The sequence below is a fragment of the Lysinibacillus sp. NPDC096212 genome (assembly GCF_044763105.1).
GTDB lineage: Bacteria > Bacillota > Bacilli > Bacillales_A > Planococcaceae > Lysinibacillus.
Map to the genome: position 1 here is coordinate 180504 of NZ_JBIWFQ010000001.1, position 22034 is coordinate 202537.

23 protein-coding genes are annotated in these 22034 nt (G+C 38.6%); 1 reads left to right on the forward strand and 22 read right to left on the reverse strand.

Annotation, left to right across the window (positions count from 1 at the left end):
- Positions 1–126: 126 nt before the first annotated feature.
- The 18 genes from flgG to ACIQ7T_RS00960 form a co-directional block, all read right to left on the reverse strand.
- A complete protein-coding gene (gene flgG / locus ACIQ7T_RS00875) occupies positions 127–1095 on the reverse strand; it encodes a flagellar basal body rod protein FlgG (protein WP_402868129.1) in 969 nt (322 codons plus the stop codon).
- A gap of 77 nt (positions 1096–1172) precedes the next feature.
- On the reverse strand, positions 1173–1544 hold the full coding sequence (locus ACIQ7T_RS00880) for a TIGR02530 family flagellar biosynthesis protein (protein WP_402868131.1): 372 nt from the start codon (positions 1542–1544) through the stop codon (positions 1173–1175).
- 15 nt (positions 1545–1559) lie between these two features.
- On the reverse strand, positions 1560–2240 hold the full coding sequence (gene flgD / locus ACIQ7T_RS00885; protein WP_402868133.1) for a flagellar hook assembly protein FlgD: 681 nt from the start codon (positions 2238–2240) through the stop codon (positions 1560–1562).
- A gap of 2 nt (positions 2241–2242) precedes the next feature.
- The gene (locus ACIQ7T_RS00890; RefSeq protein WP_402868135.1) at positions 2243–3508 is read right to left on the reverse strand and encodes a flagellar hook-length control protein FliK; all 1266 of its coding nucleotides are present in this window, start codon (positions 3506–3508) and stop codon (positions 2243–2245) included.
- Positions 3509–3532: 24 nt separating this feature from the next.
- A complete protein-coding gene (locus tag ACIQ7T_RS00895) occupies positions 3533–4141 on the reverse strand; it encodes a MotE family protein (protein WP_323652765.1) in 609 nt (202 codons plus the stop codon).
- A 4-nt stretch (positions 4142–4145) separates the two neighbouring features.
- On the reverse strand, positions 4146–4595 hold the full coding sequence (gene fliJ / locus ACIQ7T_RS00900; RefSeq protein ID WP_370075227.1) for a flagellar export protein FliJ: 450 nt from the start codon (positions 4593–4595) through the stop codon (positions 4146–4148).
- 1 nt (position 4596) lies between these two features.
- Complete coding sequence (gene fliI, locus ACIQ7T_RS00905; RefSeq protein WP_132357440.1) at positions 4597–5922, reverse strand: flagellar protein export ATPase FliI; 1326 nt, start codon at positions 5920–5922, stop codon at positions 4597–4599.
- 5 nt (positions 5923–5927) lie between these two features.
- A complete protein-coding gene (gene fliH, locus ACIQ7T_RS00910; RefSeq protein WP_370075228.1) occupies positions 5928–6716 on the reverse strand; it encodes a flagellar assembly protein FliH in 789 nt (262 codons plus the stop codon).
- Positions 6709–7722: a flagellar motor switch protein FliG gene (gene fliG / locus ACIQ7T_RS00915; RefSeq protein WP_053594207.1), complete on the reverse strand. Its 1014-nt coding sequence runs from the start codon at positions 7720–7722 to the stop codon at positions 6709–6711. The genes fliH and fliG overlap by 8 nt, the downstream gene beginning before the upstream one ends.
- Positions 7723–7737: 15 nt before the next feature.
- Positions 7738–9327 carry a flagellar basal-body MS-ring/collar protein FliF gene (gene fliF / locus ACIQ7T_RS00920; RefSeq protein WP_370075229.1) on the reverse strand — a complete coding sequence of 530 codons (1590 nt, stop codon included), beginning with the start codon at positions 9325–9327 and terminating at the stop codon, positions 7738–7740.
- A gap of 353 nt (positions 9328–9680) precedes the next feature.
- Positions 9681–9986 carry a flagellar hook-basal body complex protein FliE gene (gene fliE, locus ACIQ7T_RS00925; protein WP_370075230.1) on the reverse strand — a complete coding sequence of 102 codons (306 nt, stop codon included), beginning with the start codon at positions 9984–9986 and terminating at the stop codon, positions 9681–9683.
- A 23-nt stretch (positions 9987–10009) separates the two neighbouring features.
- Positions 10010–10471 carry a flagellar basal body rod protein FlgC gene (flgC, locus tag ACIQ7T_RS00930; RefSeq protein ID WP_370075231.1) on the reverse strand — a complete coding sequence of 154 codons (462 nt, stop codon included), beginning with the start codon at positions 10469–10471 and terminating at the stop codon, positions 10010–10012.
- 3 nt (positions 10472–10474) lie between these two features.
- Positions 10475–10867 (reverse strand): flagellar basal body rod protein FlgB, encoded by a 393-nt coding sequence (gene flgB / locus ACIQ7T_RS00935; RefSeq protein WP_370075232.1) that lies wholly within the window; start codon positions 10865–10867, stop codon positions 10475–10477.
- A 960-nt stretch (positions 10868–11827) separates the two neighbouring features.
- Positions 11828–12607: a GTP-sensing pleiotropic transcriptional regulator CodY gene (gene codY, locus ACIQ7T_RS00940; RefSeq protein ID WP_370075233.1), complete on the reverse strand. Its 780-nt coding sequence runs from the start codon at positions 12605–12607 to the stop codon at positions 11828–11830.
- An 87-nt stretch (positions 12608–12694) separates the two neighbouring features.
- A complete protein-coding gene (gene hslU, locus ACIQ7T_RS00945) occupies positions 12695–14092 on the reverse strand; it encodes an ATP-dependent protease ATPase subunit HslU (RefSeq protein WP_402868139.1) in 1398 nt (465 codons plus the stop codon).
- On the reverse strand, positions 14092–14637 hold the full coding sequence (hslV, locus tag ACIQ7T_RS00950; RefSeq protein ID WP_132357448.1) for an ATP-dependent protease subunit HslV: 546 nt from the start codon (positions 14635–14637) through the stop codon (positions 14092–14094). The genes hslU and hslV overlap by 1 nt, the downstream gene beginning before the upstream one ends.
- 20 nt (positions 14638–14657) lie before the next feature.
- The gene (gene xerC / locus ACIQ7T_RS00955; RefSeq protein ID WP_370075235.1) at positions 14658–15557 is read right to left on the reverse strand and encodes a tyrosine recombinase XerC; all 900 of its coding nucleotides are present in this window, start codon (positions 15555–15557) and stop codon (positions 14658–14660) included.
- 53 nt (positions 15558–15610) lie between these two features.
- Entirely contained in the window at positions 15611–15832 is a 222-nt protein-coding gene (locus tag ACIQ7T_RS00960; protein WP_402868141.1) for a hypothetical protein, read from the reverse strand.
- Between the two features lie 258 nt (positions 15833–16090).
- Here ACIQ7T_RS00960 and ACIQ7T_RS00965 point away from each other — a divergent pair, with 258 nt between their 5' ends.
- A complete protein-coding gene (locus tag ACIQ7T_RS00965; protein WP_402868143.1) occupies positions 16091–16279 on the forward strand; it encodes a hypothetical protein in 189 nt (62 codons plus the stop codon).
- A 257-nt stretch (positions 16280–16536) separates the two neighbouring features.
- Here ACIQ7T_RS00965 and trmFO read toward each other — a convergent pair whose 3' ends face one another.
- The 4 genes from trmFO to sucD form a co-directional block, all read right to left on the reverse strand.
- A complete protein-coding gene (gene trmFO / locus ACIQ7T_RS00970; protein ID WP_402868145.1) occupies positions 16537–17850 on the reverse strand; it encodes an FADH(2)-oxidizing methylenetetrahydrofolate--tRNA-(uracil(54)-C(5))-methyltransferase TrmFO in 1314 nt (437 codons plus the stop codon).
- Positions 17851–17868: 18 nt separating this feature from the next.
- A complete protein-coding gene (topA, locus tag ACIQ7T_RS00975) occupies positions 17869–19947 on the reverse strand; it encodes a type I DNA topoisomerase (protein ID WP_370075238.1) in 2079 nt (692 codons plus the stop codon).
- 91 nt (positions 19948–20038) lie between these two features.
- Positions 20039–20935, reverse strand: a complete 897-nt coding sequence (gene dprA, locus ACIQ7T_RS00980; RefSeq protein ID WP_402868147.1) for a DNA-processing protein DprA — start codon at positions 20933–20935, stop codon at positions 20039–20041.
- A gap of 187 nt (positions 20936–21122) precedes the next feature.
- Positions 21123–22025 carry a succinate--CoA ligase subunit alpha gene (gene sucD, locus ACIQ7T_RS00985; RefSeq protein ID WP_370042877.1) on the reverse strand — a complete coding sequence of 301 codons (903 nt, stop codon included), beginning with the start codon at positions 22023–22025 and terminating at the stop codon, positions 21123–21125.
- Between the last annotated feature and the right edge of the window lie 9 nt (positions 22026–22034).

A 22034-nucleotide genomic window follows, 5' to 3' on the forward strand; every position in this document is an offset into this window, starting at 1 on the left:
CGGGTCTAGCATGAGAGCCGGCCCGACCCTCCCTCATATGAAATTATGTTTTTAGTTTTGAGCACTTTGTAATCTTAACCGGTATTTTCTTTACCTACATATTAAGTATAAACCTCATACTAAAATCTAGCGTTTTAAATTCACAAGCTCTTGAAGAATTTCATCAGAAGTTGTGATAATACGTGTATTTGATTGGAAACCACGTTGCGCAACAATCATCTCTGTGAACTCTTCTGAAAGGTCTACGTTGGACATTTCTACCGCACCTGGAACAACTTTACCCATACCTGCTACAGTAGCTGTTTGTGCATACGCTACTCCTGAATTCGTTGTTTGTTGATAGTAATTGCTCCCTACTTTAGCAAGACCACCAGCGTTCGGGAATTTAGCCATTATCAACTGTCCAGCCCACATTAGTTTACCATTTAAATCCGTATAAGTAATCGTACCATCTTCTCCAATGTTTACCTCTTTAGCTGTTGTTGGGATACGAATTGGACCTACAGTACCCTCAGCAGGTGTTAATTCCCCAGCATCATCAAATAAGTTAGCACCTTCATCACCAGATGCTTTTAGTCCATCTTCATGGAATATACCTGTGTCATCCTTCTCGATAACTAGTTCGTCACCAGCTGTTATACCAACTAAATATTTCCCATCACCATTGACTAAGTAACCATTGTTGTCCATGTAGAAAATACCATTACGCGTGAATAACGTGTTATTAAAACCTTCATCAGTAATAAAGCCACTATCTTCTTCTGGAGCGCCATTAGCATTAGCCACCATAAAGAAGCCATCACCTTCAATCGCTAAATCTAGTCCACGCCCTGTCCCTTGTAAGGATCCGCCACCGTGGATAGTATCAATAGCGGCTAATTGTGAACCTAAACCTACTTGTTTTGGGTTTACACCCCCAGTTGTTGAAGTAGATCCTGCAGCTCCTGCTTGTGTTTGAGACATTAGATCTTTAAAATTAACACGCCCTTTTTTAAATCCAACTGTATTAACGTTAGCAATATTATTACCAATAACGTCTAGCTTTACTTGGAAGTTTTTAAGACCTGAAATACCTGAATACATAGAACGTAACATAATGTCGTTCTCCCTTCATTTATATTGTGTGCCTCTATCAATCAGCACACTTAGGCTTCCTTTCAAAGGTCCAGCCCTTAAAGCACAATAGTGCCATCAATATTTGTAAATACTTGTTGTTTTGCTTCCGTGCGATCCATTGCTGTAATGACAGTTGCGTTTTTAGCGCTGACAATTAAAGCTGCTTGATCCATCAAGACTAATGGTTGTTTGACACCTTTTGAGTGTGCTTCAAATACCTTGTCCGATACAACCTGCCATTCCTGTTCAGAAATCGCTATCTTACGCTCCATAATACGTTCATGGGCATGCTTGCTCACTTTTAACTCTTGTTGATTGGTAGCTTCTTGTAAATGAGCTTTAAACGATTGCTGTGTGTTTATTGGCTTAGGTTGTGTCTGGCGAATAGATGGATGCAATGGTACACGATGAATTGAAAACTTATCCATCATTCTTCTCCACCTTTATTCGCTGATTACGGTAAATTCTTTATCTGTTAATTTTTTGTCATTGTCTAAGACATAATGAATTACGCCATCTTTATTCGTTACAGAAACGATACGTCCTTGTAGTTCTTGCTCGCCGTCCATATACGTAACATTTTTACCAATTAGTTTGCTTGCTTGTACAAGTGGAGATTCTGTTACTACATTTTCACTTGAACCGCCTAAAATAGCTGAGATATTACGAGGAGTTAATTCCTTACCATCAGTTAGTACAAACACCGGTTCATCATCTACAAACTTCACCGATTTAATTGTGCCTGATCCTTCATTAATAATAGGTTTGTTTTTTTCGTCTAGCTTATCTGTTATCTCGTGCCATTGTACTTCCTTACCAACAAATGTTGTATAACTCATAAGTTGTGTTTGTTGCTGTGAGGCAAGTAATGATTGCATCGCTTTTGTCATATTTTGCATTTGTTCTAAAGAAGAGAATTGTGCCATTTGAGAAATGAATTCTCGGTCGTCCATTGGATTTGTTGGATCCTGATGTGACAATTGCGTAATTAATAATTGAAGAAAGGCATCCTTACCAAGTTCACTATTACCCGTCTGCTTCGTTGGCTTCTTATAATTGGAATAATAAAGTTCATCCGTTACATTTGTATTTACTGGTTTTGTATTAGTCGTTGCATCTGCCATCCTTACACCTCCTCATTAATTAAATAGTCACTAAACGATTTGCCTTCATCGTCATCGTCGTTTTTTTGCTCCTGCTCATCTTGCTGTTGTTGCTTGAAGAAATTATTGAAGAAGCTTTGGTCGCGTTGTTGGCGATCTGCGTCTTGCAATGATTGAGCAATATCGAGACGATCAACTTGAATATTTTGCTGAACAAAGGCTTGCTTTAATTGATGTGCCTGACTATCAAGTAATTCACGTCCATGAGCCGTAGAAGCCAGTAGTCGTGCTGTCAGGACACCGTCATTTTGCACAAGCTCGATACGTATTGTTCCTAGATTTTCAGGATACAATTTCAAAGTTAAGCGTGTAATACCTTGTGCATTCGAGATTTGGGCTTTATTGATGATTGCTTGCATCTCTTTCAAAAATGCCTCAGACTGTGCTGGCTTTGCGGCCGGCAGTGTCACTTGGAACGTGTCTGCTTTTGTTTGGACTGTATTAGGAGTCACTATTTCATTAGCACTTGTGTCTGTCGGCTTTGTAACCTGAACTTGTTGAACTACTTTTTGGAAGCCTTGCAACGGAAGCGTTACTGTTGTTTTAGTTGTTACTTGCTGTTCAGATAGAGTCGTCTCTACTTGTGTTTGAATCGTTGTCAAAAGACTTTTTATGTCAGTTAGCAAGTTTTCTTGTGATGCTGTTAAGTCCGTTTTTTGCCCAACTAATTGTGCTAACTTTAACACTTGAAGTAATGGCGCTGTTTCCTTTGGAGTCACTTGTCCTTCGCCTTGTAAAGCTGCTACGATTTGCGTTTGAAGCATTGGTGCCTGAGCGTCTACTATTGCTAAAAGCTCCCATACATCTTTTGCTTCTTTATCTTCTCCTAGCAACTGTTGTACTAATTGTTGAAGTTGCTCGGTATCAATCCCCAATGCATCCATTAGGTTATCCAGATTTAACATTTCATCAATTGCAACAGCTTTGCCTTCATCACCAATTTGAAGCATTAACAAGCCATCGTCGTGTGGAATACCCAGTAAGTCTAGTACGTCTTCTATAGATTCAGCATTTAAAACTGCTGTCAAATCAGATGTATCTTTTATGTCTGTTGACTGTGTAGGCTGCTGTATTTGATTTGAAGAAGAAATAATCTGTCCAAAAACAGACCCAAACTTGTTCGACGGTCCATTTGCATTCACATTGGAATCACCTGATGTTGTAGGTTTTGTAGCTGCTGTTTTAGTTGGTATAGCCTTAGACATCATTTGCATCATTGCCACATCCATTTTTTCACCCCCCTTCAGATTTCCTTATTGTTTAGCCATCATTTCTGTATATTTAGCAGCATTTTGTGGATCCATTTTTTCTAAAATCGCAGCTAATTTATCTGGTTTTAAGTTTGTTAAAATACGAAGTGCTTCAGTATCGCTCATTTTAATAAGAACTGGCGCTGCTGCTTTAGGGGACATTTTATCAAATGTTTTTAAAATATCAGTAAAGTCACGCTTTACATCACTTTGCTCCCTATTTAATTTTTCAATTTCAAATTTTAACTGTTCATTTTCTGTCGTTAACTTTTCTTTTTCAGTTGTTGCCGTATCCATCTTTTTTTGAAGCTGTACGATTTCCGCTTCTTTTTCTTGTATTTCGGCCTGTAACTTTACAACTTTGGAATCATTATTAACGACAGCATCTTTTGCTTGTTGTTCTTCTGAAGGAACGAATGGTAAGCTTTGAACTGCCTTTTTCCCTAAATCAAAAACATTCGTATTCATTAGGGTTGCAACAACAAGTAGAACTGCCGCTACAAACATAATAGGTATTACAAACCACGTAAAAAACTTTCGCAAGCCTCCTGATTTACGTTTAGGCGGTTGTTCTACTAATTCTGCTTTAAGTCGATTGTCTGTTTTCGCCATGAAATCACCTGATTTCTCTCTTGTTATACGTAAGCAATGAAATCTCATCTAAAAAAATGCCTTCGATACGATCCTGTTCCTGCTGAAACACTTTAAAATCTTTCTCTCGCATTTTTTCAAATTTACGTACTTCCAAGTTTTTTTCTAATAATTTTTCTTCGTGCCAATTCATTTTTGCACGAGCTTGAACAACTTTTTGCTGTACATCAGTAATTGTTTTTTCGAGGCTATCAATAAACCGTGCATAGTGATGAACTTCTTCTATTGATGAACCTACAGCTAAACGCTCCTGCTGAAACTCTATTAAATCTTCTTTCTTTTTTAACAACTCATATAGCTTAGTTGCAATTTCTTCAAAAGAACGTACAGATTCTTTATAGGCAATTTCTGTTTCATTTTTTTCTTGCTCTCGAATGGTTAACACTTTTTCAAAACGATATATATAGCTTACCACCCTATTTTCCACCACCAATCGATAATGAAATTAACTCATTCTTGCTTTCCTCTAGGGTCACCTTATCTAAATAGCCTTGCTTTAAATAAGCGGTAATGAGAGGTTCATAGTAAATGGCTTCATCAATTTCTTTTGATGTTCCTGTCTTATAGGCACCGATATTAATTAAATCCTCTGACTTGTCATATGTATAATAGAGCTCCCTTAATCGTTCTGCAGCCTTTTTGTGCTCTGGCTCTGCCACATGATTCATCAAACGGCTAACACTTTTTAAGACATTAATAGCTGGATATTGACCTTTATTAGCAAGGTTTCGATCAAGGACTATATGACCATCTAAAATCCCTCGCACCGTATCTGCAATTGGCTCATTCATATCATCACCATCTACTAACACTGTATAAAAGGCAGTAATAGAGCCTTTCTCATTAGTACCTGTGCGTTCTAATAGTTTAGGTAAAATCGCAAATACAGATGGTGTATAACCTTTTTGAGCTGGTGGTTCACCTGTCGCAAGACCGATTTCACGCTGCGCCATAGCAACACGAGTCACAGAGTCCATCATCAACATGACATTTAAGCCGCGATTTCTAAAATATTCAGCAATCGCTGTTGCGGTAAAGGCCCCTTTAATTCGCATTAGTGCAGGCTGATCAGAGGTAGCAGCTACTACTATCGATCGACTTAAACCCTCTGGTCCTAAATCACGCTCTATAAACTCACGAACCTCACGACCACGTTCCCCAATTAGCGCGATTACGTTTAAATCTGCTTGGGTATTTCGCGCAATCATACCGAGCAATGTACTTTTCCCGACCCCAGAACCAGCGAAAATACCAACACGTTGTCCATTACCCACTGTTAGCATGCCATCAATTGCTTTAACACCTACTTCAAGTCTTTCATTTATCGGCGGGCGCGTTAGTGGATTGGGTGGGTCCTGCTCTGTCGGAACTGTCATTAATCCTTTCGGTAATACAGTTCCATCTATTGGATTCCCCATAGAATCAAGTACCTTACCGATTAGCTCAGGGCCCACTTTTACCTCAAGCGGTGCCCCTGTACCTTCGACTAGGCAGCCAATTGATATTTCTCGAAGCGAAGTAAAAGGCATTAAGACGACAATTTCATCTTTGAAGCCTACAACCTCTGCTAAGATGATTTGATGGCCGTTTTTAGAAGTTTCCACATGAATTTTACAGACATCACCAATAGAACTATCTGGACCTTGTGACTCAATCATCAAGCCGACAACTCTAGTTACTCTACCAAATTTTTTAAAGGTTGGTATTTGAGGAATTTGTTCGATTAATTGAGCCGTTTTCATCTAGATCATTCCTTACTTTCTAATATTTCATGTAGCTTCAATCTTAGTTCGTTCAATTGCTCATCAATACTTACAACAATACGGCCATGATTTGTTTCAATATAACAATCTGTTTCATTTTCTAACTCCTCATTTACAAAAATCATAAATGGTACGTCAGTTGGGAACATTTCAGCTAGTTCATCCCGATTAGCAGTAATTAAAGCATAGTAGGTAGGCGAAACATAAATTTTTATTTCTTTCATTTCTCTCGCTTCTTTAAGTCCTCTATGAACGATTGAAACAAATAATTCGTTGTCTCGCTCTAAAGATGCATCAATAATTCGCTCTGCTGTAGTTAAGCCTAGCTCTAAAATAATCGATTCCTGATCTTCAATATATTTCCGAGCATTTTCCCCTGCATGAATGATTATTTCATTGGCCGTTTGGAGTGATTGCGCCATCGCTTCATTAGCTTTGTTTATCCCGTCCTCATAGCCTTGACCAAATCCTTCATCATAAGCTTCTTGCACTCGATTAGGTCGTTCTTCTTCCCAACCTTGCTTTAAATGTTCAATTTCCTGAAAGAACATTTGCTTTTCTTGTTCAAAAGCCTCACGTTCAGCTTGTAAAGTAGCTCTAGCCTCTGCAAATAAACGTTCGCGCTCTTCTAGCACTTCTTCGATAGTAATTTGTTTTTGAGGTGGAACTTCTCCGTTCTCTACCTCTTGCATCTCAAACATGTCACGAATTTGAATTTTTTTGACATGATCGCCATTGGACTGTGTATATACAGAACGGATGATTCTAGACAATGACGTCATCTCCTCCACCACGTGCAATAATAATCTCACCAGCATCCTCTAAGCGACGAATGACAGCAACAATTCGAGATTGTGCCTCCTCTACATCACGCAGACGTACAGGTCCCATAATTTCCATTTCTTCCTTAAATGTCTCAGCCATACGTTGTGACATATTGCGGAAAATAATATCTTTTACTTCTTCGCTTGAAACTTTCATTGAAAGCAGTAAGTCTTCATTTTCACAATCACGAATAACACGTTGAATTGAGCGGTTGTCGAGCGTAACAATATCCTCGAATACAAACATACGTTTTTTGATTTCTTCAGCAAGCTCTGGATCTTGAATTTCGAGTGCATCGAGAATCGTTTTTTCCGTTTGTCGGTCTACACCATTTAACACTTCAACAACTGCGTCAATGCCACCCGTTTCCGTGTAATCCTGTGTAACGGTTGATGATAATTTACGCTCTAATACAGATTCAATTTCACTAATAACTTCTGGAGAAGTTGATTCCATTACGGCTATACGTTTAGCAATATCAGCTTGTACTTCCTGTGGTAATGAAGATAAAATAACACCCGCTTGCCCTGCCTCTAAATAAGATAGAATAAGGGCAATTGTTTGTGGATGTTCATTTTGAATAAAGTTAAAAATCTGTGCTGGATCAGCTCTACGCGCAAAGTCAAATGGACGCACTTGCAAAGAAGATGTTAGACGATTAATAATTGTTTGCGCCTGTTCTACACCAAGTGCTTTTTCCAATACTGTCTTCGCGTAACCAATACCACCCTGTGTAATATAGTCTTGCGCAAGTGCAATATTGTGAAATTCTTCAATAATTTCTTCTTTAACGTTTGCTTCTACTTTTTTAACGCTTGAAATCTCTAATGTTAAGCGTTCAATTTCCTCTTCTGTTAAATGTTTGTAAACAGAAGCTGAAACCTCAGGCCCTAATGAAATTAACAAGAGCGCGGCCTTTTGTTTTCCAGTTAATTCTTTATCTTTCTTGGACACAGTCGAACCTCCTAGTTAGTCTTCCGCAATCCAACTACGCAGTAACTTCGCAAAATCGTCTGGCTTATCTTTTGCCATTTTTTCAAGCTGCTTACGACGCATTGTAGCTTCCGTTTCAATTTCTTCATTAATATCTTCAATCATTAATTCTTCTTGTTCATCTAGGATACTAAGTTCTTCTTCTTCTTCCGCACGTTTACGTGAACGGATAATGAAGAATGCAAGCAATAATATTACAGCTAGTAATATGCCGCCGATTACCCAAACCCACCATGGAATAACAGATTTTTCACTAGCTGTCTCTGTTGCTTTACCATTTAAAGGATGCACTGAAACAGCTACTTTTTCATCGATTTGATCTTGAGTAAGTTCTGCTGCTACATCTTTAGAAATCGTCGTACGAACAATAGTACTTAAAATTTTCTGGATATCCTCTTGAACCCCATTTGGTAACGTTCCTGCGTCAGCTCCTGTCGGTGGTTCAACAATTACTTGGATACCTATATCTTGAACTTTATATGGTGCCTCTTGGATCTCTTTGCGTATACGGTTTACGTCATAATTAATTGTTTCTTCGGTATGCTCGGAATCCCCGTTACCCATGGTACCTTCGTTATAAGTGGTAAAGTTATCTGTTGTCGTTTCAGCTTCAGGTGTACCAGTAGCCGCAGCTGTACCAGAATATTGATCCGAAATACGTTGAGCACTAATTTCTATTCCTGCCATATTCTCTTCGTCAACTGGTGTAACTAGGTTTTCTTCACGATTTTCTTTTTTGAAATCAATGTCTGTTGTCACAGAAACTACTACTTTGTCTTGTCCCATAAGCGTACCTAGCATACTTTGAACTTGTCGCTGTAGGTCGCGCTCAACCAATTTCTTCGCTTGTAGCTGACCTTCAGCTGTCGTTGTTGAAGTTCCATCAGCAGTTGCAGCATGTAGATCAAAGTACTCGGAGAATTGGTTAGAAATAACAATGTTATCCGTGTTTAAATTCGGAACACTTTTTGCTACTAAATTGTACATAGTGGCAATTTGTTGCTCTGTAAATTTATAGCCAGGGTCTGTATTTAAAACAATAGATGCTGTCGCTTCATCTTTAACATCCTTTAAGAAAACGCCCTCTTCTGGAACGTTGATCATTACCTTTGCATCTTTTACACCGTCTAGATTTTTAATGAGCTTTGCAACTTCTGTTTCAGTTGCTGCTTTTTTTAAGAGGTTAAACTCATTATCTGTCATACCAAATCCAGAGCCCTTTGCAAAAGAGTAATCAATCGACCCTGTTTGCGGATATCCGTCCGATGCCAACTGCACTAGCAATGAATCTACTTGGTCTTCAGGGACTGAAATCGATGTCCCTCCCGGTTCAATTTCATACTTTACACCTTGAGTGTCTAGCGCTTCCTTCACTTGTCCGATTTCTCTTGTCGATAAATCCTTATAAAGTGGTACATATGTAGTTTTTGTAGCAAAAATTGTAATAACTATAGCAAGTGCTACAACCCCTACTAAAGAACCGATCATCACAATTTTTTGTTTTTTACTACGACTTGTCCAAAATTGGCTGGTGTCGTTTTTTATTTTCGTCAATCGTTCATTCATTATGATCCTCCGGTTATAGTGAATAACCTATCCATCTAATAATTCGCGAAAACAGTGGTATCCCATAACATTCAATCAATATCATCACCATAACGGGTTGATTTCCGTTTCGATTAGTCTTTTTCCTAGGAGCGTCCGATGAGCCACACTTGTGGCAATCAGGATGTTGGTCAAGGCATTATCTCAAGACTTGATGCTTTTAACCTTCGCCACTTCTGTCTCCAGGGTATTATCTGTAACGTAATCCTTAAGGAGTCGTCAATCCTCTACATCAATCATTCATTTAAAAAAGTATAAATTATGGGATATATTCTTTACTTCAATAGTGAATGTAATCACTTGTTCAAATAAAGTTAGACACTCATTCGCATTATTTCTTGGTAAGCTTCAATCACCTTATTGCGAACTTCAATTGTTGCATTTAATGTAATGCTCGCTTTTTGTGATGCAATCATCACTTCGTGCAACTCTACATCTCCTCCATTAATTAACTTTTGAGTAAGATTGTCAGAAGTAATTTGTTGATCATTTACTTTCGATATTGCTTCTTTTAACGAGTTCGCAAAGCTCTGTTGTGCTTCATAAGGTGTCGTTTTAAGTTTATTTGTTTCATTTACAACCTGCATAGGTGTCATTTGTGAAACGGACGAAATTGTCATTATGTATCTTCCTTTCTTCTTATTTATCTTCCAATCTCTAAAGCCTTTGTCAGCATGGATTTATTTGCATTCAATACAGTTACGTTTGCCTCGTAGGAACGAGTAGCTGACATTAAATCTACCATTTCTTTTAATGGATCTACATTTGGCATATTTACATAGCCATCTGCATTTGCATCGGGATGAGTTGGATCATACACAAGTTTGAAAGGTGTTTCTGTATCCTCTTTTATTTGTGTAACTTTTACGCCGTTACCAACGCCACTTTTTGCGTTTTTACCAAGTGCTACATTAAAGAAATTTGAAAACTGTCCCTCTTGTGCTGTAAATGTCACAGACTTTCGACGGTATGGTTCCCACTCCCCATTCACTTGTTTAGATCGCGTTGAATCCATGTTTGCCATATTTGAAGAAATGACATCCATTCGTAAACGCTGTGCTGTTAAAGCTGAGGCAGTGGTATTCATTCCATGAAAAATAGACATCTATTACTTACCTCCTTTAATAACAGTATTTAATGTGTTTAACTTACCGTTCATACGTTCAATTAATGCGTTGTAATAAATTTGATTTTCCGCTAGTTTCGCCTGTTCAGCATCCATATCTACGGCATTACCGTTATTTCGATAACGTAAGCCATCAACATTATTCACTCCAGGTGTTGATTGTCGAATCTCGAAATCATAATGTCTACTATCAGTACGATATGCCGACAGTGACATTTGTTGTTCTTTCTCCAACATATCTTTAAAACTTACACTTTTCGCCTTATAGTTCGGCGTATCGACATTCGCAATGTTATTAGCGATCGTTTTATGATTCAAAGTTGCATAGGAAAGTCCGTTTTCCAAACTACTAATAGTTCCTCCAAACAAATCCAAAACACTCACCTCATTTATGTATTTCATTTTTTATCCAATAACACAATTGTAATTAAGATGATACCTAGTGTCTATTGTCTTTTGTCCCTTTTTAATAGTATATCAGACCTATTTTTATTCGCAAATAACCAGGACAATACTTCCGCACCCCTTGCTACTACGGGCTTCACAGGACACAACACATATCTAGTTAATTTACACTACTCAGACAGTGTTTACGGTTTTAGGATTGATTTTTTTCCTTTTTTTAACAAAATATCAGTAGACACAATGTCTATATTAGAGTTCCTTTTTACTATTTAAGTACAAGTTGTAAAAAATACTTAAAATTCAGAATAGTTATTCTAGACTGTCTTATAAGTATCAATTGGAGCATCTATTTTTTTCATTTATGCAAAAAGTAATGCATACTCAAAAAATCTAATTTAGGGAGAAAGCAATGATAATTGCGTCTATAAGGGTTGAAAACATACCTATAGGAGATGAGGAAAAGAATTAAAACATAGATTATTTCTCCCCCCTATTTAGTACTATAACATAGTTCGACTTAATTAGAGCATTGTAAATCAGCTGAAATTTTCGTCGATTTCTTGTCGAAATACGGAAAAGTTCAAAAAGGCATCTGGAACACAATTATTCCTGATGCCTTCATGTTACTAATGAATTTTAAGTGTCATATTAAATCTTTATGCAAAACGAGGGGGGTGATTTCTGTACCGACTTGGGGCGTCCAATGAGCTGCTTTTGTTTATCTGCGCAAAAAAGGAAGCATAGGACAGTTTCAGGTGTTTGGACACCTATAGAAAAGTAACTTAAATCCACATTTATCTCACCATCTATAGTGGTGGAAGACTTCTGTACCTGTCGTTTCACTAACGTTAAAAAAAGATATGAGAGAAGTTAAAAGGCATCTGGAAAATCCATTCCAGATGCCTGACATCGTTCCTAAAGAACGTTTTATTATTTCATTTTAATTTCAGCTAATGCATTTAAGAATTTACCGTTTAGTACTTTAATGTAAGTACCTTTCATACCTAGAGAGCGAGATTCGATTACACCTGCAGATTCTAGTTTACGTAATGCGTTTACGATTACTGAACGTGTAATGCCAACTCGGTCTGCAATTTTTGAAGCAACAAGTAGACCTTCATGGCCGTCAAGCTCTTCAAAGATATGTTCAATAGCTTCTAACTCACTGTATGAAAGAGAATTAATTGCCATTTGTACAACAGCTTTGCTACGAGCTTCCTCTTCAATTTCCTCAGATTTTTCACGTAAAATTTCCATACCAACTACTGTTGCACCATACTCAGCTAAAATTAAATCATCATCCTCGAATTGTGAAGATAAACGAGCAAGAATTAATGTACCTAGACGCTCACCACCACCAACAATCGGAACAATCGTTGTTAATGCATTTTGGAATAGCTCTTTGTTTTCAACTGGGAAAGCAGTATGTTCGTCATTAATATCTAGGTTTGAAGATGTTCCAGAAATTGTAAACAAGCTATGTGTATACGCTTCTGGGAATTGACGCTCTTCGAACATCTTTTTCATACGTTCGTTTTCAATTTGTTGATGAATTGAAATGCCTAAAAGCTTCCCTTTACGGCTCACAATATAAACATTACTGTCAATAATATCTCCTAATGTATCTGCCATTTCTTTAAAGTTTACCGGCTTACCAGCAGATGCTTGGAGCATCGAGTTAATTTTACGTGTTTTTTCTAATAAATTCATTATATGTTCCTCCTATAAATAATCCGAAGAGTATTTACTTAATATTCTAAAGTTTTTTATAACTGAATGAAACTATTCAGCCTTAGCTTACAATATAAACTGTGACAAATCTTTGTTTTTTACTATACCCGCAAGTTTTTGATCTACATATGCAGCATTAATTGGAATATTCGCAGGCGCAATTTCTGCAGCTTCAAACGATAATTCTTCCAATAAACGTTCTAAAATTGTGTGTAAACGTCGAGCTCCAATATTATCTGTCGCTTGATTGACCTCGGTTGCAATTTCTGCAATTCGTTCAATCGCGTCTTCCGTAAAGTTTATTTCCACGCCTTCTGTTTCTAATAATGCCTTGTATTGCAAAATAAGTGATTGGTCTGGCTCTTTCAAAATACGTACAAAATCTTGTTTCGTTAATTTTTCAAGCTCTACCCGAATCGGGAATCGTCCTTGCAATTCAGGAATTAGATCTGATGGCTTTGACATATGAAATGCTCCAGCAGCAATGAACAACATAAAGTCTGTTTTGACAGCACCGTACTTCGTCGTTACAGTAGAACCTTCAACGATTGGCAGAATATCACGTTGCACACCCTCACGTGATACATTCGCAGAGGAGTTACCATCCTTACTAGCGATTTTATCAATCTCATCAATAAAAATAATACCTGACTGTTCAGCTCTTGAAATAGCTTCTTGGGCAACTTCATCTGCATCTATAAGCTTATTTGCTTCCTCTATTGTTAGAATACGGCGCGCGTCTTTCACTTGTACACGGCGTTTCTTCTGCTTTTTAGGCATCAAATTAGATAACATATCCTGCATGCCACTGTTAGCTGACATATCCATGCCAGTTCCTTGTAACGCATCGAAAATAGAAGAATTTTGTTCCGTTACTTCAACTGTAACCCATTCATTTTCTAATTTACCATTGCGTAAATCGATAGCGATTTGCGCACGTTTGGAGCGTACTTCAGTTTCTTCAGAGGAATCGTCATTGGCTTGCGGTTCTTTCCCACCAAATAACATTTCAAATGGATTTTGCATAGACTGTTTTTTTCGTAAGGAAGGAACCAATAGCTTAACGATGGCTTCGTTTGCTAATTCTTCTGCTTGGTCCTTTACAGAATCCGTCATTTCTTCTTTTACAAGACGATGAGAAGCTTCTACTACATCACGTACCATTGACTCTACGTCGCGTCCAACGTACCCTACTTCTGTAAACTTTGTTGCTTCTACCTTCACAAATGGTGCATTCGTTAGCTTTGCAATTCTTCGTGCAATTTCTGTTTTTCCGACACCTGTAGGTCCAATCATCAAAATATTTTTTGGAATTACCTCAGCCTTCATCTCATCACTTAACAGTGAGCGACGATATCGATTACGTAACGCAATAGCTACCGCTCGCTTCGCTTCATTTTGTCCAACGATATAACGATCCAAATGCTCAGTAATTTGTCTTGGCGTTAAATTATTTTTTGTCATTAGTTAAGCGCCTCCACGATAATATTATGATTCGTAAACACACAGATTTCAGCAGCAGTTTCTAATGCTGCTTCTGCAATTTCGCGAGCAGACATTGTATCACCCGCATATTTTTTCAGAGCACGACCTGCTGATAATGCATAGTTTCCCCCAGAACCAATTGCCAAAACCCCATCATCCGGTTCAATTACCTCTCCCGTACCTGAAACAAGAAGGAGCGTACTTTTATCCATTACAAGCAGCATGGCCTCTAATTGACGTAGCATTTTATCACCGCGCCATTGCTTAGCTACTTCAACCGCTGCACGTTGTAAGTTGCCATTGTATTCATTTAACTTTCCTTCAAACATTTCAAAAAGTGTAAAAGCATCGGCAACCGATCCGGCAAATCCGGCAAGTACCTGCCCATTAAACAGACGTCTGACCTTCCTTGCTGTACCCTTCATTACAACCGCATTCCCTAGGGTTACTTGACCATCACCTGCCATAGCGCAAGCTCCATTATGATGAACCGCAAATATCGTTGTCGCATGAATTTGTCCCATTTGCCTTCCTCCTTAGCTTATTATGCCCTTGGATGAGCATTCATATATGTTTGACGAAGATGCTCTTTTGTTACATGTGTGTAAACTTGTGTAGAAGTTAAATGAGCGTGGCCTAATAACTCCTGCACCGTACGTAAATCTGCGCCATTATTCAATAAATGTGTGGCAAAAGTATGGCGAAGCATATGTGGATATATTTTCGTATGGAGCGAGGCCTTGTCAATCATTTCAGTTAAAATATGACGTACACCTCGAGGAGTAAGTTCCCCACCGCGCATGTTGACAAACAATTGCTGATGACTTGTGTTTTTCATCAATCGTGGACGAGCTTGCTCTATGTAATCCTGCATAGCTAAACTCGCAAATTGCCCGAATGGAATAATACGTTCTTTTCGCCCTTTTCCCATTACCCTAATAATTGAATAATGGAAATCAACATCTTCTACTTGAATAGATGTGAGCTCACTTACACGAATACCTGTCGCATATAACAGCTCTAATATAGCCGTATTTCTTAATGATTTCAAATCATCGCCAACATTCGCATCAAATAACTGCTTCAACTCTTCTTCATAGAAAAAACTAGGTAAGCGTGATTCTTTTTTGGGATGATAAAGTGATCGAAATGCCCCATCATCTAATCCGTACTGTCTATTTAGAAAGCGATAGAAGGAGCGTATTGAGGAGATTTTCCTTGATACCGATGATCTTGCTCTCTTTTCATCGTACAACTTCGTCACATAAAGACGTGCATGTATATACTCAACACTAGCTAAATCATTTACGCCCTCCGCCTGCAAAAACGCTAAAAAATCTAGTAAATCCGATTCATACTCTCGCACTGTATGAACAGAGAAGTTTTTTTCAATTTGGATATAAAGCATAAACTGCTCAAGTGCATCTTGGGACGAAACTAACATTAAAAGATTCACCACCAATGGATTTATTGATAATCTTCTCAAATTATGGGTCATCACCATAACGTGGGGTTGATTTCCGTTCCGGCTGGGCGCTTTGTAGCTGACGCTTTGCTTTCGCACAGAAAAAACATTTGTAGCTGACGCTTTGCTTTCGCTACAGAAAACATTTGTTGCTGTCGCTTCGCTTTCGCTACAGAAAACATTTGTTGCTGACGCTTTGCTTTCGCTACAGAAAACATTTGTTGCTGCCGCTTTGCTTTCGCTACAGAAAACATTTGTTGCTGTCGCTTCGCTTTCGCACAGAAAAAACATTTGTAGCTGACGCTTTGCTTTCGCTACAGAAAACATTTGTTGCTGCCGCTTCGCTTTCGCTACAGAAAACATTTGTTGCTGCCGCTTCGCTTTCGCACAGATAAAACATTTGTTGCTGCCGCTTCGCTTTCGCACAGATAAAACATTTGCCGCTGACGCTTCGCTTTCGCGCAGAGCTTCCTGGGGGCGTCCGATGAGCCGCTTGGGGCAACAGATGTTTTTTGCGCGAAAGCGTAGTGCTAACGAAGCGTAAGCAGCAGGATGTTGGTCACGAAGGCGTTATCACAGGACGTGATGTTTTTAGCCTTCGTTCCTCTATCGCTGATCCCCAAGGAGTCGCCCAGCCTCCACTCCAATCAACTTATATACATGGCATACGTTTTTTACAAATGCAATTCAACGTTGGCTGATGAGCCTAAAGTGCTTTCACTTGCCATTAAAAGAATGTCAATTTTCGATGATCCTCTTTAGTTTGTCACTTTGGGTATTGTTAATGTAGAAAACATACATATTGACACTATACCTATCTTCATCATATAGCAAGTGGAAATGTTTATATTTTGAGAAAATCTCCATACAAAATAATAAAATTCGTGTAAATTAGCATTTTGCCTACAAAAAAGAAAAAGCCTCTAAGAGTATATCAACTTTTAGAGGCTTTTTGCAATCAAATTGTTTGTGAATTCACAAAATTACGAATTGTGCTTATTGCACGTGTAGCATGCATCTCTGCACGCTCTGGTTTTGAACGACGTCCTGGTGGTAGTTCGGGGAAAATTCCAAAGTTGACGTTCATTGGCTGGAAGTTTTTAGATTGTGCTTCTGTTATATAACGCGCCATACTTCCTAACGCCGTTTCGAATGGGAAGATAAGTTGTTCTTGCCCTAATGCTAATCGAGCTGCATTTATACCAGCAATTAATCCACTACCAGCAGATTCAACATATCCCTCGACACCTGTCATTTGGCCAGCAAAGAAAATATTTTTTCGCTCGCGAAGCTGATAAGTTTTCTCTAGAACCTTTGGCGAATTAATGAATGTATTTCTATGCATAACTCCATAACGAACGATTTCAACATTCTCTAATCCCGGAATTAATTGCAATACTTCTTTCTGTGGTCCCCATTTTAAATGTGTTTGGAAGCCAACTATATTGTAAAGAGTTCCTGCTGCATCATCCTGACGTAATTGAACAACAGCATAAGGTCGTTTCCCTGTTTTTGGATCTTCTAGACCTACTGGCTTCATTGGTCCAAATAACATTGTTTTCTCCCCGCGAGCAGCCATTACTTCGATTGGCATACAGCCTTCAAAGTAAATTTCCTTTTCAAATTCTTTTAATGGCACAACCTCTGCTTCGATTAACGCTTGACGGAAACGATCAAATTCTTCCTTTGTCATAGGACAGTTTAAATAAGCTGCTTCCCCTTTATCATAACGAGATTTTAAATAAACTTTCTCCATATCAATGCTGTCTTTTTCAATAATTGGTGCTGCTGCATCATAGAAATATAAATAATCTAAACCTGTTAAGCTCTGAATTTTTTCAGCTAAAGCTTTCGATGTTAGTGGTCCTGTAGCGATCACAGTAATGCCTTCTGGAATTTCCGTGACTTCTTCATGAATTACTTCGACAAGAGGATGATTTTTCACCGAGTCTGTCACATAGCCCGCAAATTCATGACGATCCACTGCTAAGGCACCGCCTGCTGGTACTGAACATGCATCTGCTGCCTTCATAATAACAGAATCTAAAATACGCATCTCTTCTTTAATCACACCTACGGCATTTGTTAATCCATTTGCACGTAGTGAGTTTGAACAAACAAGCTCTGCAAATTTATCAGTATGGTGAGCTGGTGTTTGCTTTACTGGACGCATTTCATAAAGTCTAACTTTCACACCACGTTGAGCAATTTGCCAAGCAGCCTCACTGCCCGCAAGACCTGCGCCTATTACATTTACTACTTGTTCAGTCATGTTCTTACCATCTTTCTATCATTGAGTAGGTGTCTCTTCATAGTCACATTTCGTACACTGAATTTGCACACCTTTTTTAATTTTTTTCTCTACCAATAATGCACTACATTTCGGGCATGGTCTACTAATTGGCTTATCCCAAGAAACAAATTCACACTCAGGGTACTGATTGCAGCCATAGAATAAACGCTTTGTTTTACTCTTTCGTTCTACAATTTCGCCTGTTTCACAGGATGGGCATTTTACGCCAATAGGTTTCATAATAGCTTTTGTATTGCGGCAATCTGGGAAGTTTGAACAAGCCATAAATTTCCCATATCGTCCAAGCTTAAAGACCATTGGAGATCCACAAAGCTCACAATCCTCGCCGGCCGGTTCATCTTTTATAACAACCTTTTCCATAGCCTCATCTGCATGCTTTACATGGACCTCAAAATCCTTATAAAACTCACGGACAATTTCTTTCCACTGACGACTACCTTCTTCAATATCATCCAAATCTTGCTCCATTTGTGCTGTGAATTCGATATTTATTTCATCAGGGAAAAACTCTAATACGAGTTGGTGCACGATTTCTCCCAGCTCAGTCGGCATAAATCGTTTTGCATCTAATACGACATAGCCACGGCGCTGAATTGTATCGAGGGTCGGTGCATATGTGGACGGGCGCCCTATACCTAACTCTTCCATTGTCTTTACAAGACGAGCCTCTGAATAGCGTGGTGGTGGCTGTGTAAAATGTTGCTTTGGCTCAATTTCAAGAGATTTTACTTGATCGCCAACTTCCATTTCAGGTAGAAGCTTTGTTGTTTCTTCAGTTTGATCATCCGTACCCTCAATATATAACTTCATAAAGCCAGCAAATTTAACTTGTGAGCCGTTTGCACGGAATAAAACATCCCCATTTTGTAAATCAACAGCAACTGTATCAAGTACAGCCGGCGCCATCTGACTAGCGATAAAGCGCTCCCAAATTAAACGATATAAGCGCAATTGGTCGCGACTAAGCACTGCTTTTAATTCATCTGGAGTTCGTATCGTACTAGTTGGACGAATGGCCTCATGGGCATCTTGTGCATTGGATGCTTTTTTAGCCTGCTTCGATTCTGTGGAGATGAATTCTTTGCCGTATTTAGATTCAATGTAGGCAATTGCCTCTGTTTTTGCTGTATCCGAAATACGTGTTGAGTCGGTACGCATATAAGTGATTAAACCGACTGTTCCCTCTTTTTTACCAACATCGATACCTTCATATAATTGTTGCGCAAGCATCATCGTTTTCTTAGCACGGAAATTCAACTTACGTGCGGCCTCTTGCTGTAAAGAAGATGTTGTAAAAGCAGGTGCTGCATTTCGTTTACGTTCTTTTTTAGATACATTGACAACTTCAAAACTTGTACCTTTAACATTTTTTAAAATAGATTTTACTTGTTCTTCATTTGTTAATTTAATTTTTTCTTTGCCATTACCATAATAAAGCGCATCGAACGTTTTCTTACCTTTTTCAAAAGAACCTTCAATTGTCCAATATTCTTCCGGTTGGAAGTTTTTAATTTCATTTTCACGATCAATAATCATGCGTAGTGCTACAGATTGAACTCGTCCTGCTGATAATCCTTTTTTAACTTTTTTCCAAAGAATCGGGCTAATGTTATAACCAACAAGTCTGTCCAATATACGACGTGTTTGCTGTGCATCTACTAAATCCATATTAATAGGACGTGGATTTTTAAAAGATTCTACAATCGCATCTTTTGTAATTTCATTAAAAACGACACGACAATCTGAATGAATATCAATATTTAACGCAGTCGCAAGGTGCCAAGCAATCGCTTCTCCCTCGCGGTCTGGATCGGCCGCTAGAAAGACTTTCTTCACTTTTTTAGCTGCTGACTTTAAGTCCTGTAAAACAGGACCTTTACCACGAATAGTAATATATTTAGGTTCAAAATCATTTTCAGGACCAACACCCATTTGGCTACGTGGTAGATCACGAACATGCCCGATTGACGCTTTCACTTTATATTTTTTCCCTAAATATCGTTCAATTGTTTTTGCTTTTGCTGGTGATTCTACAATCACTAAATAATCCGCCATCTATGTCTCCCCCTTAGAGAGGTCTATTGCTAATTTTTTAAGTTACCTGTTGCAAAATGTATAACAGATTTTAAGATAATGCAACTTTTTTTCAATTTTTGTTAGAAAAGAGAGTAAGTGTTTCAACGATTTCGTGACCATTGCTCACCGGAATAGCTCCTTCTAATAGTAGTTTATTTGTGCCTTTTGATTGCTCCGCATTAATTGGACCCGGCACAACAAATACATCTTTTCCTTGCTCTAATGCATAATCTGTTGTAATAAGCGTTCCACTTCTTAATGCTGCTTCGGTTACTACTAAAGCTTTGGACAATCCGCTAATTATTCGATTACGCATTGGAAAATGCCATTTCTCAGGCTTCATATACGGAGGATACTCTGTGACAAGTAACTGATGCTCCGCCATATGCTCAGCGAGAGGCTGGTTTTCCATAGGGTATAAATAATTAAACCCGTGACCAAGCACTGCAATTGTGGAACCACCAACCTTTATGGTTGTCTCATGAGCGATCGTATCTGCCCCTCTTGCAAGCCCGCTTACGACAGTATATCCGTGTTCAACAAGTGGTGGGACGATTAGATCCATCGCAATCTTTGTATAAGTTGTAGCCTTTCTAGAGCCTATAATGGCTACTTGTTTTTCGTCCGTTAATAGAGAATACCGACCTTTCACATACAATACAGTAGGTGGACTTGATATTTCAAATAATTGCGCCGGGTAAAAAGGATGATGAAAAGGAATAGGGGAAATATTGGCCCGTTCATAAGCTTCCCTAAAAGGGAATGTCATAATTTGTCGAAAACTCCTGGATATTTCCAATGCTCTTTGAGATGGTAGTTGCAGTGCTTTTGCAATCTCGTAAGGGGGCGCGTCTTCAAAATAACTTAGTATATCCACCGGGGACAGTAATTGCTGAAGTTTTTGAAGTGGTAATGGGTATATATAATGTAAAGCTAGTAATCTCTGTGTATCGACTGAAAAAATCATTTAAAAACCTCCTTTTAAATAGAAGAAATTAAATGACCGCATCTTTAATGACACAGCTTTTTTTAGGAAAGGTTCTTAAAAGTAAGTAGGAAGTGGGAAGTTCTTGAACACAATTCCGTTAGAAGCATATTAAAGCCGTGTCTACATAAAGTAAAAGATGTAGCCACAGTGTGCTACATCTTCCATTTTAATGGGTTTTACACTTTTCGTATAGCCCTTTTTCTTTGATTACTTTAATAAGTGTGTCACCAATGACAGATGGCGTTTCCGCTACTTCAATACCAGCAGCATTCATTGCCTTAATTTTCTCTGCTGCTGTTCCTTTACCACCTGAGATAATAGCACCAGCGTGACCCATACGTTTTCCTGGAGGTGCTGTTTGTCCACCGATAAAGCCAACGACAGGTTTCGTCATATTCGCTTTAATCCACTCAGCCGCTTCTTCTTCAGCTGTACCCCCAATTTCCCCGATCATTACAACTGCATATGTTTCTGGATCGTTGTTAAACGCTTCCAAAACATCGATAAAGTTTGTACCATTGACAGGGTCTCCACCGATACCTACAGCTGTAGTTTGGCCAATACCAGCTTGTGTTAATTGGTGTACAGCTTCGTATGTTAACGTACCAGAGCGAGAAACAACTCCTACATGCCCTTTTGTATGGATATACCCTGGCATAATACCAATCTTACATTCATCTGCCGTAATAACACCTGGACAGTTTGGACCTACTAGACGTGTCTTTTTACCTTCCATATAACGTTTAACCTTAACCATATCAAGGACAGGAATATGTTCAGTAATACAGATTGTTAATTCTAATTCAGCATCAACTGCCTCTAAAATAGCATCTGCCGCGAATGGAGCAGGTACATAAATAACTGAAGTTGTCGCACCTGTTGCAGCTACAGCTTCCACTACAGTGTTAAATACAGGCACTCCTTCGATTTCAAGACCACCTTTACCTGGTGTTACACCAGCTACAATTTTAGTACCATACTCAAGCATTTGCTTCGTATGGAAAAGCGCTGTTTCGCCCGTAATCCCTTGTACAATTACCTTCGTATCTTTATCAATAAATACAGCCATTGTTCTCCC

Bases quoted from the DNA above. Each gene is read 5' to 3' on its own strand.
- fliE (WP_370075230.1), bottom strand. From the start codon at position 9,986: ATGACAATTTCGTCCGTTTCACAAATGACACCTATGCAGGTTGTAAAT.
- flgD (WP_402868133.1), bottom strand. From the start codon at position 2,240: ATGGCAGATGCAACGACTAATACAAAACCAGTAAATACAAATGTAACG.
- codY (WP_370075233.1), bottom strand. From the start codon at position 12,607: ATGAATTTATTAGAAAAAACACGTAAAATTAACTCGATGCTCCAAGCA.
- hslV (WP_132357448.1), bottom strand. From the start codon at position 14,637: ATGGGACAAATTCATGCGACAACGATATTTGCGGTTCATCATAATGGA.
- flgG (WP_402868129.1), bottom strand. From the start codon at position 1,095: ATGTTACGTTCTATGTATTCAGGTATTTCAGGTCTTAAAAACTTCCAA.
- dprA (WP_402868147.1), bottom strand. From the start codon at position 20,935: ATGATTTTTTCAGTCGATACACAGAGATTACTAGCTTTACATTATATA.
- ACIQ7T_RS00880 (WP_402868131.1), bottom strand. From the start codon at position 1,544: ATGGATAAGTTTTCAATTCATCGTGTACCATTGCATCCATCTATTCGC.
- fliI (WP_132357440.1), bottom strand. From the start codon at position 5,922: ATGAAAACGGCTCAATTAATCGAACAAATTCCTCAAATACCAACCTTT.
- topA (WP_370075238.1), bottom strand. From the start codon at position 19,947: ATGGCGGATTATTTAGTGATTGTAGAATCACCAGCAAAAGCAAAAACA.
- flgC (WP_370075231.1), bottom strand. From the start codon at position 10,471: ATGTCTATTTTTCATGGAATGAATACCACTGCCTCAGCTTTAACAGCA.
- hslU (WP_402868139.1), bottom strand. From the start codon at position 14,092: ATGACAAAAAATAATTTAACGCCAAGACAAATTACTGAGCATTTGGAT.
- xerC (WP_370075235.1), bottom strand. From the start codon at position 15,557: ATGTTAGTTTCGTCCCAAGATGCACTTGAGCAGTTTATGCTTTATATC.
- ACIQ7T_RS00960 (WP_402868141.1), bottom strand. From the start codon at position 15,832: ATGTTTTCTGTAGCGAAAGCAAAGCGGCAGCAACAAATGTTTTCTGTA.
- ACIQ7T_RS00895 (WP_323652765.1), bottom strand. From the start codon at position 4,141: ATGGCGAAAACAGACAATCGACTTAAAGCAGAATTAGTAGAACAACCG.
- fliF (WP_370075229.1), bottom strand. From the start codon at position 9,327: ATGAATGAACGATTGACGAAAATAAAAAACGACACCAGCCAATTTTGG.
- ACIQ7T_RS00890 (WP_402868135.1), bottom strand. From the start codon at position 3,508: ATGGATGTGGCAATGATGCAAATGATGTCTAAGGCTATACCAACTAAA.
- trmFO (WP_402868145.1), bottom strand. From the start codon at position 17,850: ATGACTGAACAAGTAGTAAATGTAATAGGCGCAGGTCTTGCGGGCAGT.
- sucD (WP_370042877.1), bottom strand. From the start codon at position 22,025: ATGGCTGTATTTATTGATAAAGATACGAAGGTAATTGTACAAGGGATT.